Origin of the sequence: Streptomyces sp. NPDC047042 (genome assembly GCF_040644035.1) — a bacterium.
Classification (GTDB): domain Bacteria; phylum Actinomycetota; class Actinomycetes; order Streptomycetales; family Streptomycetaceae; genus Streptomyces.
Genome location: NZ_JBEYVP010000006.1, coordinates 39,430 through 52,152, shown reverse-complemented (window position 1 = coordinate 52,152; position 12,723 = coordinate 39,430). Strand labels below are relative to the sequence as shown.

Here is a 12,723-nt window from a genome sequence, read left to right as displayed (position 1 = left end):
CCACTCGTCCGCGTTCCGATCGTCCGCGTTCTCCTCACCCGCGTTCTACTCATCCGCGTTCCGCTCGTCCGTGTTCCGCTCACCGATTTCCCGTCATCTCCCGGACGAATCCCTACGGCCGCATGCGGCCGAACACACCCTCGTACGGCAGATGGATCCGCCGCGGCCAGCCGCAGCCCATTCCTCCTCAGGAGCCGCCATGTCCCACACAGCGCAGGCAGACACCAGCACGGTGCCCGCGAGCGACACCCAGGAAAGGAACCGCACATCCATTTCCCGCCCGATGATCGGGGTGGGCTTTCTGCTGGTGGTCCTCTCCTACATGGTCAACGCGATGGACCGCCAGGTCTTTCCCCCGCTGCTGCCCAACATCCGTGCCGAGTACGGGTTCTCCCTGGAACAGGGCGGACTGCTGGCGACCAACTTCACCCTGGGCATGGCGCTGGCCGGCCTGCCCGCCGGCTACCTTCTGGACCGCTTCCGCCGCAAGACCGTGCTGCTGGTCAGCATCGTGATCTACTCCCTGGGCACGATGGCCACGCCGCTGGCGACCGGCTTCGCCGACATGACGCTGTACCGGGTCGTGTCCGGCTTCGGCGAGGGCATGCAGTCCGCCGCCATCTTCGCGGCGATCGGCGCCTTCTTCGCCCATCGGCGGGGCCTCGCCTTCGGCATCATCGGTGTGGGCTACTCCGTCGGCGTGTTCATCGCCCCGCTCATCGGCGTACGGCTGATGAGCGCGCACGGCACCTGGCACTCGCCCTTCTATCTGTTCGGCACGGCCGGGCTGCTGATCGCCGCCGCCGCCCTGTTCCTGGTGAAGACCGGCCTGACCGAACACTCCGTCGAGAAGTCCGCCTCCACCAGCACCTTCGAGCACATGCCGGCCTCCGCCTACAACCGCAACACCATCGCCCTGGCCGTCCACTCGGTCGTCAGCGGTGTGGCCATCTACGGGTTCCTCGGCCTCTACCCGACATACCTCATCACCTCGCTGCACTACACCGCCGAGCAGGCGGCGCTGGCCATGAGCCTCCTCGGCTTCGGCGGTATGTCGGCCGTGCTCGGCGGCTGGCTGGGCGACCGGGTGAACCAGCGCGGTCTGCTGATCGGGAGCATGCTGGCCGTCTCCGCCATCAGTGTGTGCATCTACCAGACGCAGGCCGGGGTCGGAACGCAGTGCGTGTTCGCGTTCCTCATGGGCGCCTTCGGGCTGGGCTTCGTCTATCCCAACACCAACAGCGCGATGCAGCGGTCGGTCCGCCCCGAGCAGATCGGGCGGGCCTCCGGACTCTTCGTCACCAGCTACTACGGGACGGCGGCGTTCTCGGGACTGCTCTTCGCCGCCCTGGTGGACGCCTTCGGCTGGAGCAGGGCGGGCCTGCTCCAGGTCACGGCCCTGCCGCTGCTGGGTGTACTGGCCCTGCTCTTCGTCCGCCCGGCACGGTTCAACAACGCGGTCCGCTGACCACTTCACCGACGGAACCTCACACGTCATAGGGGCCCTGGCCACCGCGTTCGTGCGGCGGCCAGGGCCCCTATGAGGTACGTGTCGTGTCGCGGCTCGGCGGGGAGGTCCGGGGCTCAGGAGCCCTCCGCGACCACCGGATTGCGCAGCACTCCGATGCCCTCGATCTCCACCTCGACCTCGTCGCCGGGGCGGATCGGTCCGACGCCGGCGGGCGTTCCGGTCATGATCGCGTCTCCGGGCAGCAGCGTCAGATAGCGGCTGAGGTAGCTGACGAGTTCGGGAACCGTGAGCAGCAGGTCGGCGGTGCTCGCCGACTGCACGACGGTGCCGTTCACCCGGGTCGTGAGGGAGAGCGCCGAGGGGTCGAGTCCGGTCACGACGGCCGGTCCGAGGGGAGCGAAGGTGTCCTGGCCCTTGCCGATGAGAAGGGTGCCGAAGGCGCTTTCCTTGCGCTGGACGATCCGATCGCTGACGTCGTTCCCGCATGTATAGCCGAGGATGTACTCATGGGCCTCGGAGGGCTTCACATGACGGGCCTCCTTTCCGATGACGACGACCAACTCGCCCTCGAAATGGATCAGTTCACCGTCGGATGGATAGACGATGGCGTCCTTTGGTCCAATCACCGCGGTACTCGGTTTCATGAAACAGACGGGGACCTCCGGAACCTCACGGTCCGTCTCGTCAATGTGTGAGGCGTAGTTGTAGGCGAATCCGAAGATGCGGGGCCGCTCCAGCGGCGCGAGAAGGACGACGCCGCCGCCCTCGTCGACTTTCCCCGAGGGAGACAGTCCGGTGAACGGGTCCCCCTCGAACCTCGCGATCCTGAAGCCACGGGATTCGCCACCGACTTCGCCACCGACTTCGTCGCCGACTTCACCCCCGGATTCGATTTCTCCGTAGTAACACCTACCACCCACGGAATACCTGACGATCCGCACGGACACCTCCGCAACTGGGCAGCCTCGGGCGACTGCACGGCCCATCCAACAGTGCTAACGTTAGCATAAATGCGGTGATCAACCCGGTGCCGCAGCCCGGCCGACCACTGAGCGCGACGAGAGCGCTATCGTTGGCACACGGAAAGTGACGGCACGGGATCAGTCAGCTCAAGGGGGCCTTACGTGATCACGACCAGGGACATCGCCGAGCGCCTCGGAATCTCCGTGTCGACGGTCGGCCGGGCGCTCTCCGACGATGCCCGCATCAGCGAGGAGACCAAGTTCCGGGTCCGCCAGGCCGCTTCCGAGATGGGGTACGTCGGCAACCGGGCGGCCCGGATGATGCGTGGCGCGTCCAGCAATGTGGTCGCGCTGGTGATCCCGGACATCCGTAACAGCTTCTACTCGACGATCGCGCACGAGCTGTCCAAGAACATGGAGGCCGAGGGCTTCCAGCTGATGCTCTCGGAGACCGACGACGACCGGATGGTGGAGCTGCGCCATCTGCGCGAGCTGTCCGCCAACCGCGTGGCCGGCGTGATCATCGTGCCCACCGCGCGTCCGCACGGGGAGTCGGTCAAGCTGCTCCAGGCCGTGCCGCATCTGCAGTTGCTGCGCCGCCATCCGTCGCTCGGCTCCCAGTGGTTCGGGGTGGACGACCACGAGGCGCTGCGCCGGGGCACGGCCCACCTCGTGGCGCAGGGCCACACGCGCATCGCGTACCTGGGCGGTCCCACCGAGCTGCCCACGGGCGCGGAGCGTCTGCGCGGTTTCCACACCGCTCTGAGCGAAGGGGGGTTGCCGGACGAGGCGGGGTGGACCGACCTGGGGCCGCCGGCGTCCGTGGACCACGGCCGCCAGGCGGTACGGCGACTGCTGAAGGGTCCGGATGCCCCGACCGCACTCGTACTGGGATCGATCCAGCTCACGCTGGGGGCGCTGGCGGAGTTGTCCGCGCAGGGCGTGAAGGTGCCCGGCGAGTTGTCCGTGGTCGGCTTCGGGGACGAACCAGGCTTCTCCTGGTGGGGCCCCGGCCTCACCACGGTGGGCCTGCCGATCCAGGAGATGGCCACGGGCTGTGCGCTGTGGCTACTGCGCCGCCTGAAAACCAAGCCGACCAACGACACGCCGTACACGTCGGTGTCCCCGGGATCACTGCTCGTACGGGGCAGCACGGCGCCACCGGCAGGAAAGGTCGGGGCTGAGGCTGGGGCGGTCTGACTCCTCCGGCGCACTGATCGCGTGCCGCGGCGCGAGGCCTCCGGCCGCCTCATCCGGCTCGCCGGTGACTCGATGCAGTACGGCACGACCGGCAGGAAAGGCTGCGCCTGGCTCCGCCCGACTCCCCGGCCCGCCGGTCGCGCGCGGCAGCACGACGCCTCCGGCCGCCAGAGCTGCGGCCGGAGCAGGCCGTTTCCCCCGGTTCGCCGGTCGCGCGGGCCAGGAGGGCGCCACCGGCCGCAAGGGCTGGGGCTGAGGCTGGGGCTGTCTGACTCCTCCGGCGCACTGGCCGCACACGGCGACACGACTCCTCCGGCGCACTGGCCGCACACGGCGACACGACGCCTCCGGCCCGCCACGGGTGCGGCCGGTGCCGGCCGACTCCCCCGGCCCGCCGGTCGCGCGGGTCAGGAGGGCGCCACCGGCCTTGCCACACCGCTGAGCCAGGGCCGAACCGAGCCGCCTGAGCCAGCGCCGCCCGACCCGGGCCGCGCGAGCCAGGCCCGCCCCAACCGCGTCCCCCATGCCAGGCCACGCCAGAGACAGGCCCACCCGAACCCCCGTCCCCCAAGGCAGGCCCGCCAGAGCCAGGCTCACCCGTTACGCCGGGGATACGGCCCGGCGGACCCGCGCCGCCTGTGCTGTCCGTCCAGAAGCGCGCGGGTCCGCCGGAGTTTGCTGCGAGGCATCCGAGCTGTGCGAACGATAGCATTAGCGCGTCGACCGAACCAATAGGGGTCGGTCGACTGCACCAGCGGCACATCCTGGCGCCTGGTGCCCCTTGACAGAGACACCACCACTCCGCACGATTGCGCTATCGATAGCACAGACCGAACAATCATGACTCGACTCCGAAAGGTCGCCCCGCAATGACAGACTCGCGGATCGCCAAGCTCTACGGCCGCAGGGTGTGGGACTCGCGCGGTCGGCCGACCGTCGAGGTCGAGGTCCGTCTCGCGGACGGTGCGACCGGTCGGGCCATCGCCCCGGCGGGTGCCTCGACCGGCGAGGGCGAGGCGCTCGACCTGCGGGACGGCGGCAACCGCTTCGGCGGGCTCGACGTCCGGCGTGCGGTGGGCTCGGTGAACCACGAGATCGCACCCGCCCTCCTGAACCGCGACGCGGCCGACCAGGAGACCATTGACCGGCTCCTGGTGGACCTCGACGGCACCCCCGACCGCGGCCGCCTCGGCGGCAACGCGCTCGTGGCGACGTCCATGGCGGTCCTGCACGCCGCCGCCGCGTCGGCCGGCGTACCCCTGTGGCAGCATCTGGCCGGCGGACGGCCGGTCCGTATCCCCCTCCCCGAGATCCAGATCTTCGGCGGCGGCGCCCACGCGGACCGCCGGGTCGACGTCCAGGACTTCATGGTGATGTGCCCGGCGGCACGCAGCTTCTCCGAGGCCCTGGACTGGACCGCGGAGATCTACCGGGCCGCCGGAAGCCTGATGCGTACGGCGGGCAAGGCCCAGGGCGTGGCCGACGAGGGCGGCTTCTGGCCGGCGTTCGACTCCAACGAGGAGGCGCTGGAGACGCTGACCCTGGCGATCGAGAGCGCGGGGTTCGCCCTGTCGACGCAGGTCGGTATCTCGCTGGACGTCGCCGCCTCGCAGTTCGGCGGCGGCGGCCGCTACACGCTGGCCCTGGACGACCGCACGCTGGACACCGCCGCGCTGATCGACATGCTGGGCGGCTGGATCGAGCAGTATCCGATCCTGTCCGTCGAGGACCCGGTCGGCGAGGACGACCACGACGGGATGCTGGAGTTCACCCGGCGCTACGGCGACCGCTGCCAGGTGATCGGCGACGACTACCTGGTCACGAACGCCAAGCGGGTCGAAGCGGCGGCGGTCGGCGGCGCGGCGAACGCCGTCCTCGTCAAGCCGAACCAGGCCGGCACGGTCACGGAGGCGTTCCAGGCGCTGCGGGCCGGCAAGGAAGCCGGCTTCGGCACGATCGTCTCGGCGCGTTCCGGCGAGACCGAGGACATCACCATCGCCCATCTGAGCGTCGGCTGGGACGCCGGCCAGCTGAAGGTGGGCTCGTTCACCCGCTCCGAGCGCATGGCCAAATGGAACGAGGTCCTGCGTATCGAGGAGTCCCTCGGGGATTCCGCGAAATTCAGCGGCTGGTCGGCCTTCACATTCGCCGGGGCGGGACCCTCGACGACCGAGCCGTAAAACGGCCGCGAACCATCCATATATTCGCGAACTGTTCCGTACTAAAGTCATCGAATTCCTGAGCCGATCCGAGCCCGGAGACCCGCATGCTGCCACCCGTCAATCTGCGCCCGAGTTTCAACATCACCCGCTCCAGTCATGTGCGTCTCACGGTCGCGGATCTGGCGGAGAGCCGGAACTTCTATGTGAACGTGCTGGGTCTGGTCGTCAGTGACGAGGACGAGCGCACCTGTTATCTCCGGGGCCTCGCCGAGGCCTGCCACCACAGCCTCGTCCTGGAGCTGGACGAGGAGGGCGCGGGCAGGTGCGCGCGGATCGGCTTCCGGGTGTTCTTCGACGAGGATCTGGACCTCGCGTACGACTGGTTCCGTGCGTGGGGGCTGCCCGCCGAGTGGGTCGACGTCCCGTACCAGGGCCGTACCCTGCACGTCAGCGACCCCATCGGCACACCGCTCGAGCTGTGCGCGCACATGGAGACCCGGCCGCGGCTGCACATCGACTTCGAGCGGCACAAGGGTGCCCACGCGCAGCGCCTGGACCACTTCCAGACCTTCGCGCCCGACACGTACGAGCTGTGCGCCTTCTACGGCGAGCTGGGCTTTCGCAACTCGGAGTACCTGGAGCACGGCGACAAGCTCCTGGGCGCGTTCATGTACCGCAAGGGCACCTGCCTGGACCTGGCGATCGTCGAGAACACCGGCCCCGCCCTGCATCACTTCGCCTACACCGTCTCCGAGAGCCACGACATCTTCACCGCCTGCGACTGGGCGGGCATCCAGGGCTACGGCGACGGTGTGGAGCGGGGTCCCGGACGGCACGGTCCGGGCGGGATGCTCTTCGCCTACCTCCGCGATCCCGACGGGCACCGGGTGGAGGTCTTCAACAGCCACTACCAGACGATCGACACCGAGATCGAGCCCGTGCGCTGGGACGCCGCCTCGCTGAGCACCAACGCCCGCTGGGGTCTCCCGGCCCTGGAGAAGTGGTACTTCGAGGCGTCGCCCTTCGTCGACGTGCCGCAGATCCCGCCGGCCGAGCCGCCGAAGCCGATGTCGCTGGAACGGTTCCTGCTCGAACAGTCCGCCCGCTGACCCACGTACTCCCGGGAGTCAAAATGGCACGAGTCCCCTATCTGCGCCGCGAAGACGCGGACGAGTCGCACAAGGCCCTGTACGACCGGCTGGAAGCCGAGCGCAAGGTGCCGACGGCCAATATCTTCCTCGCCCTGACCAACGCGCCGGCCCAGCTGGACGCCTTCCTGACCTACGCCAACTCGCTGCGCGCCGCCGATCTCAGCCCCAGGCTGCGGGAGCTGGCGATCCTGACCGTGGGACACGCGACCCGGTCGGCGTACGAGGTCGCGCACCACCAGTCGCACGGCCTCAAGGCCGGGCTCAGCGAGGAACAGCTCGCGGCGGTCGCCGAGTTCGAGTCGTCCGATCTGTTCGACGGGACGGAGAAGGCGGTGATGCGTCTCGCCAGGGAGTCCACTCTCGCGGTGGACGTCTCGAAGGAGACCTGGCGTGCCGCCGCCGCTCATCTGACGGACAAACAGATGGTCGAACTGTCGTTGTCCATCGCCTGGTACAACTCCGGCGTCCGCATCATGGGGCTGCTCGGCATCGACCTCGAAGACAATTACCCGCATCCTTTCCCGAATTCATAGGGAATTCTCAAAACCTCCGTCCCGGCCGCTGGGGCGGAGCAGTTCCAAGGAGTATTTCGATGGCGAAAATGCTCGCTGCACGACTGCACGCACTCGGTGAGCCGATGTCCGTGGACACGATCGACGTGCCCACCCCACGGCCGACCGATGTGCTGGTGCGGGTCAAGGCGTGCGGGATCGTGCCGAACATGGCCAATGTGATCAACAACTGGCCGACCTGGTTCCCGCACCAGCCGTTGCCGAAGTTCCCCGCCATCTTCGGCCTCGACGCCGCGGGTGTGGTCGAGCAGGTCGGCGAGGCGGTACTGCACACCAAGCCGGGCGACCGGGTGTATGTCAACCCCCTGCGTTCCTGCGGCAGTTGTCAGGTGTGCCGGGGCGGCGAACTGAGCCGCTGCCGCTACTTCACCCTGAACGGCTACTTCAGCACCTCCCGGGACGGCCAGCGGATCTTCGACCTGTACCCGTACGGCGGCTTCGCGGAGTTCATGACCGCCCCGCAGTACTCGATCGTCAACCTCCCGGACAACATGACGTTCGAGCAGGCCGGCAAGCTGGGCTACATCGGCACGTCCTACGGCGCCCTCAAGAACGCCGCCGCGGGCCCCGGCCAGGTCGCGCTCATCGACGGGATCACCGGCACCCTCGGTGTCGCCTCGACCGTGCTCGCGCTGGCCTCCGGCGCCTCCCGGATCCTCGGCACCGGCCGCAACGAGGAACTCCTCAAGCGCGTCAAGGAACTCGCTCCGGATCGCGTCGAGGTCTTCCGGCTGGGCGAGGGCTCCACCGGTGAGTGGGCGAAGTCCCGCACCGGCGGCGAGGGTGCGGACTATGTGATCAGCGCCCTGGGTGCCAAGGCGCCGGTGGAGACGATGCTCGACTCGATGCAGGGCGTCCGGCGGGGCGGCAGGGTGGTCAACGTCGGTGGCGTGGCGGACCGGCTGCCTGTGGACGTGAAGTGGCTCATGGACGAGCAGGTCCAGCTGATCGGCTCCAACTGGTTCAGCACCGCGCAGGGGCAGGAACTCGCCGACATGGTGGCCACGGGCACCCTGGACCTGTCCTATCTGCAGGCCAAGCCGTTCCCGCTCGCCAGGGTCAACGAAGCGATCTCCGGGCTCACGGACCGCGACGGCGGATTCAGCAACTACGTGGTCATTCCCTGACCCCACCCCCTACGCACCCCCTGCACACCCCACTACTCACCCCGCGGCGTACCTGTCCTGCCCTGACGGCGCCGCGGGGTGTCGTGCTAGTTCCAGGACGGAGGAGCCGGTGGAACTGCGCTGGTTGGCAACGTTCGTCACCGTCGCGGAGGAACTGCACTTCGCGCGCGCGGCGGACCGGCTGCATCTGGCCCCTTCGGCACTCAGCGCGCAGGTCAGGGCGCTGGAATCGCATCTGGGGGTCCGTCTGATCGACCGCGGGCGGCGCACCCGCCCGGCGCTCACCAACGCCGGACGGCTGTTCCTCGAGGAGGCACGGCTGACCCTCGCCCAGGTCGCCCGGGCGGAGGCGGTGGGCCGGCGTGCCGGGCGCGGTGAACTGGGGCACGCCGAGATCGCGTACGTGGCCTCCGCGGCCTTCTCCGGTGTGCTGACCGACGTCCTCACCCGGTGCTCGGCCCTGGACACCCATCTCACCGTCCAGGTACGCGAGTTGGAGACCCCGGCCCAGCTGGAGGCCCTGTCCTGCGGGGACATCGACGTCGGTTTCCTGCGGTGGCGGCCGGAATACCCGGCCGGCGTCACGGCCACCTGTCTGCTCACCGAGGGGGTCGTCCTGGCGCTGCCCGACGGCGCCCCGCTGGCGGCGTACGAGACGGTGCCGGCGGCGGAACTGCGTCACGAGCGGTTCGTGGCCCCGCACTTCGACGAGGAGTACGGCTGCCGCGACCAGATCCTGGAGGTGGCGCGGCAGGGCGGCTTCAGCCCCCAGTGCGCGCCTCCCGTGCGGGACTTCATCGCCGCTCTCACCCTGGTGGGCGGCGGTCTCGGCGTGGCCCTGGTGCCGGACTCACTGCGCCGCGTACGGATACCGGGTGTCGCCTACCGTCCGCTGGCCGACGTGGCGCTGACCACCCGGCTGGTGGGCGCGTACCGCGCGGGCGAGACCTCACCGGCGGTGCGCTGTGTGATCCGCCGGCTGCGGGAGGCCGCCGCGGCGACGACCGCCCACGGCTGAGGTGCCGTCCCGGCGACAGGACCGACGTACGACCGTGTCCGCATCCGTACGACCGTGTCCGCGTCGCCGGTCGGGCAACGCGGACACGGTAGGGCTTCAGGTCGCCGCGGTGATCAGCGGAACGCCGCCTGGCCGGTGAGGGCCTGGCCGACGACCAGGGTGTGCATCTCGCTGGTGCCCTCGTACGTGAGGACGGACTCCAGATTGTTGGCGTGGCGCAGCGGTGAGTACTCCAGGGAGATGCCGTTCGCGCCGAGGACGGTGCGGCACTCCCGGGCGATGGCGATCGCCTCCCGGACGTTGTTGAGCTTGCCGACGCTGATCTGCTCGGGCCTGATGCGGTGCCGGTCTTTGAGCCGGCCCAGGTGGACGGCGAGCAGGGCGGCGTTGCCCAGGGACACGCTCATGTCGGCGAGCTTCTTCTGGGTGAGCTGGAAGGCGCTGATCGGCTTGTCGAACTGGATGCGGGAGTCGGCGTACTCGATGGCCGACTGGATCGAGTCGCGGGCCGCGCCGACCGCCCCGAACAGGATGCCGAAGCGGGCTTCGTTCAGGCAGGACAGCGGGCCGCGCAGGCCCTCGGCGAGGGGGAGCCGCGCCGCGTCGGGCAGCCGTACGTCGTCGAAGGAGAGCTCCGAGGTGATCGAGGCGCGCAGCGACATCTTCTGCTTGATGTCGCGGGTGGTGAATCCGGGCGTGCCGCGCGGGACGAGGAAGCCGCGGACGCCTTCCTCGGTCTGTGCCCAGACGGTGGCCACGTCGGCGATGCCACCGTTGGTGATCCACATTTTGGAGCCATTGAGAACCCAGTCGGCGCCGTCACGGACAGCCCTGGTGCGCATCCCGGCGGGGTTGCTGCCGAAGTCGGGCTCGGTCAGGCCGAAGCAGCCGATGGCCTCACCGGCCGCGAGCCGGGGCAGCCACTCCTGCTTCTGCTCCTCCGAGCCCCACTTCCAGATGGAGAACATCGACAGCGAGCCCTGCACGGAGACGAAGCTGCGGAAGCCGGAGTCCGCCGCCTCCAGTTCCAGACAGGCCAGCCCGTAGCTGACGGCGTTGGTGCCAGCACAGCCGTACCCTTCGAGGTGCATGCCGAGCACCCCCAACTTACCGAGTTCCGGGGCGAGTTCACGGGCGAAGTGGGCGTTCTCGAACCACTCGCCGATGTGCGGGCGGACCCGGTCGGCGAGGAACTTGGCGACGGTGGCCTGGATCTCGCGTTCCTCGTCGGTGAGGGTGGAGGAGAAGTCGAGCAGATCGAGAGGGTCCTTCATGGGCTTGCGATTCATCGTGGGCTCCTGGTGGTTCTGGTCGTTGCGGTGGTCGCGGGTGTGGTGCTCAGGTGTGGTGGTCGTCGCGGACGCGGTCGAGGATCTCCGCGGTGTGCCCGCCCAGGCGTGGTGGCGGCAGCCGGTACTGCGCGGGGGTGGCGCTCAGCGTGATCGGGCTCGCGACCTGACGGGAGGGCCTGCCCTCGGCTCCGGCTGCGTCGGAGGGTGTGGCGGGCATGTCGACGATGCCGGGGAAACCGAGCTTGTGTGCGAAACCGAACGCCTCGTCGAGGCTGTTGACCGGTCCTGCGGGCACCCCCGCGGCCAGCAGGACCTCCGCCCAGTGGTCGGCGCCGGCGGCGCCCAGCCGTTCGGTCAGGATGTCCCGCAGGTCGGCGCGGTGGGCGACCCGGTCGCTGTTGGTGCGGAAGCGGTCGTCGGTGGCGAGGGCGGGGGCCCCGAGGGCCTCGGCGAGCGCCGCGAACTGCCGGTCGTTGCCCACCGCGATCGCGATCGGCCGATCGGCGGCCGGGAAGGTCTCGTACGGGGCGATGCTCGGGTGCGCGTTTCCCATCCGGCCCGGGACCACACCGGCGACGGCGTACGCGGAGGCCTGGTTGACCATGGCCGAGAGCAGTGAACCGAGCAGGTTCACCTCCACGTGCTGTCCCTCCCCGGTGGCGTCCCGGTGCCGGAGGGCCGCGAGGATCCCGAGCGAGGCGTGCAGGCCGGTGATCACATCGACCAGGGCCACGCCCGCCTTCACCGGCTCCCCCGACGCGTCGCCGGTCACGCTCATCAGCCCGCCGACGGCCTGGACGAGCAGGTCGTACCCGGGGATCGCCGCGCCCGCGCCGCTGCCGAAGCCGCTGATCGAGCAGTACACCAACTCCGGTTGCAGGGCGTGGAGTTCACGCGGGCCGAGCCCCAGGCGTTCCATCGTGCCGGGGCGGAAGTTCTCCACCAGGACATCGGACTCGGCGACCAGCGCGCGGGCCTGTCGCAGGCCGGTTTCCGTGGTGAGGTCCAGTACGACGGACCTCTTGTTGCGGTTGACGCTCAGGAAGTACGTCGACGTCCCGTCGTGATCCGCCGGGGGGTGCCAGGCCCGGGTGTCGTCGCCGGTGCCCGGCCGTTCGACCTTCACCACGTCGGCGCCGAGGTCGGCGAGGAGCATGGTGGCGTAGGGCCCCGCCAGTACCCGGGAGAAGTCGGCGATCCGCAGACCGTCCAGCGCGCCGGGCCGCACTCCTCCGGGAACGCTCTCCTGTGTCACCACCAGCGACCCGAACTCTCGGCGCGGTAGGCGAGTTCGACGAGGGGCATGCCCCGGCCGGGAGGGGTGACGGACCGTACGACGGTCACCCGCGCCCCCACCGCGACCGCCACCGGTGCCGTGCCGGTGACTTGGCAGAGCACGTAGAAGCCCTCGTCCATCGCGACGAACCAGGTGTTGTGCGGGACGTGGCCGTGGCGGCGCACGACGACACCGGAACCCTCGCTGCGCTCCCGGGTGAAGGCCGTGGACCCGCAGGCACGGCAGAAAGAGCGGCGGAAGGCCGGGGAGCCGCACCAGCGGCAGCGCTGGAAGAAGAGTTCGCGGCTGAGCGCCGACGCGTCGTCCTCCCCCGACTCTGTGTGTTCAAGGGCATCTGTCTGGAGCATCACGGGCCTCCTGCGAGCAGTCCGCCGACCGGAAACGACTGGTCGGGATCGAGTGGTCGGGATCCGATGGGGCTCCCTCACCCTCGCCCTGTCGCCAAGCGGCGGTCAACGACGTACTGACGCA

General features: G+C 69.5%; 11 protein-coding genes. 7 read left to right on the top strand and 4 right to left on the bottom strand.

Translation table 11 applies throughout. The features are described 5' to 3' along the window. The first annotated feature begins 199 nt into the window (after positions 1-199). Positions 200-1,468, top strand: a complete 1,269-nt coding sequence (locus ABZ855_RS08035) for an MFS transporter (RefSeq protein ID WP_360802763.1) — start codon at positions 200-202, stop codon at positions 1,466-1,468. Positions 1,469-1,584: 116 nt separating this feature from the next. On the opposite strand, the gene ABZ855_RS08030 is transcribed toward ABZ855_RS08035, so the two are convergent. Then, the gene (locus tag ABZ855_RS08030) at positions 1,585-2,457 is read right to left on the bottom strand and encodes a fumarylacetoacetate hydrolase family protein (RefSeq protein WP_360802760.1); all 873 of its coding nucleotides are present in this window, start codon (positions 2,455-2,457) and stop codon (positions 1,585-1,587) included. Positions 2,458-2,595: 138 nt separating this feature from the next. Here ABZ855_RS08030 and ABZ855_RS08025 point away from each other — a divergent pair, with 138 nt between their 5' ends. The 6 genes from ABZ855_RS08025 (at position 2,596) to ABZ855_RS08000 (ending at position 9,663) form a co-directional block, all read left to right on the top strand. Then, positions 2,596-3,633, top strand: a complete 1,038-nt coding sequence (locus ABZ855_RS08025) for a LacI family DNA-binding transcriptional regulator (RefSeq protein WP_360802757.1) — start codon at positions 2,596-2,598, stop codon at positions 3,631-3,633. Between the two features lie 869 nt (positions 3,634-4,502). Further along, entirely contained in the window at positions 4,503-5,813 is a 1,311-nt protein-coding gene (eno, locus tag ABZ855_RS08020) for a phosphopyruvate hydratase (protein WP_360802754.1), read from the top strand. An 86-nt stretch (positions 5,814-5,899) separates the two neighbouring features. Continuing rightward, on the top strand, positions 5,900-6,904 hold the full coding sequence (locus tag ABZ855_RS08015; protein ID WP_360802751.1) for a VOC family protein: 1,005 nt from the start codon (positions 5,900-5,902) through the stop codon (positions 6,902-6,904). A 23-nt stretch (positions 6,905-6,927) separates the two neighbouring features. Further along, complete coding sequence (locus ABZ855_RS08010; RefSeq protein ID WP_360802748.1) at positions 6,928-7,479, top strand: carboxymuconolactone decarboxylase family protein; 552 nt, start codon at positions 6,928-6,930, stop codon at positions 7,477-7,479. A gap of 59 nt (positions 7,480-7,538) precedes the next feature. After that, positions 7,539-8,645 carry an alcohol dehydrogenase catalytic domain-containing protein gene (locus tag ABZ855_RS08005; protein WP_360802745.1) on the top strand — a complete coding sequence of 369 codons (1,107 nt, stop codon included), beginning with the start codon at positions 7,539-7,541 and terminating at the stop codon, positions 8,643-8,645. A 109-nt stretch (positions 8,646-8,754) separates the two neighbouring features. Then, positions 8,755-9,663 carry a LysR substrate-binding domain-containing protein gene (locus ABZ855_RS08000; protein ID WP_360802742.1) on the top strand — a complete coding sequence of 303 codons (909 nt, stop codon included), beginning with the start codon at positions 8,755-8,757 and terminating at the stop codon, positions 9,661-9,663. Positions 9,664-9,776: 113 nt separating this feature from the next. Here ABZ855_RS08000 and ABZ855_RS07995 read toward each other — a convergent pair whose 3' ends face one another. The 3 genes from ABZ855_RS07995 to ABZ855_RS07985 are packed head-to-tail and all read right to left on the bottom strand — an operon-like array spanning position 9,777 to position 12,599. Then, positions 9,777-10,952, bottom strand: a complete 1,176-nt coding sequence (locus ABZ855_RS07995; protein ID WP_360802739.1) for an acyl-CoA dehydrogenase family protein — start codon at positions 10,950-10,952, stop codon at positions 9,777-9,779. A gap of 49 nt (positions 10,953-11,001) precedes the next feature. Continuing rightward, a complete protein-coding gene (locus ABZ855_RS07990; protein ID WP_360802736.1) occupies positions 11,002-12,210 on the bottom strand; it encodes a CoA transferase in 1,209 nt (402 codons plus the stop codon). After that, positions 12,207-12,599: a zinc ribbon domain-containing protein gene (locus ABZ855_RS07985; protein WP_360802733.1), complete on the bottom strand. Its 393-nt coding sequence runs from the start codon at positions 12,597-12,599 to the stop codon at positions 12,207-12,209. Before ABZ855_RS07985 ends, ABZ855_RS07990 begins: the two co-directional genes overlap by 4 nt. Positions 12,600-12,723 lie beyond the last annotated feature (124 nt).

What these genes read in the sequence shown, in the direction of transcription:
- ABZ855_RS08030 (WP_360802760.1), bottom strand. Translation starts at nt 2,457, where the DNA reads ATGGGCCGTGCAGTCGCCCGAGGCTGCCCAGTTGCGGAGGTGTCCGTG.
- ABZ855_RS07985 (WP_360802733.1), bottom strand. Translation starts at nt 12,599, where the DNA reads ATGCTCCAGACAGATGCCCTTGAACACACAGAGTCGGGGGAGGACGAC.
- ABZ855_RS08015 (WP_360802751.1), top strand. Translation starts at nt 5,900, where the DNA reads ATGCTGCCACCCGTCAATCTGCGCCCGAGTTTCAACATCACCCGCTCC.
- ABZ855_RS08010 (WP_360802748.1), top strand. Translation starts at nt 6,928, where the DNA reads ATGGCACGAGTCCCCTATCTGCGCCGCGAAGACGCGGACGAGTCGCAC.
- ABZ855_RS08035 (WP_360802763.1), top strand. Translation starts at nt 200, where the DNA reads ATGTCCCACACAGCGCAGGCAGACACCAGCACGGTGCCCGCGAGCGAC.
- ABZ855_RS08005 (WP_360802745.1), top strand. Translation starts at nt 7,539, where the DNA reads ATGGCGAAAATGCTCGCTGCACGACTGCACGCACTCGGTGAGCCGATG.
- eno (WP_360802754.1), top strand. Translation starts at nt 4,503, where the DNA reads ATGACAGACTCGCGGATCGCCAAGCTCTACGGCCGCAGGGTGTGGGAC.
- ABZ855_RS07995 (WP_360802739.1), bottom strand. Translation starts at nt 10,952, where the DNA reads ATGAATCGCAAGCCCATGAAGGACCCTCTCGATCTGCTCGACTTCTCC.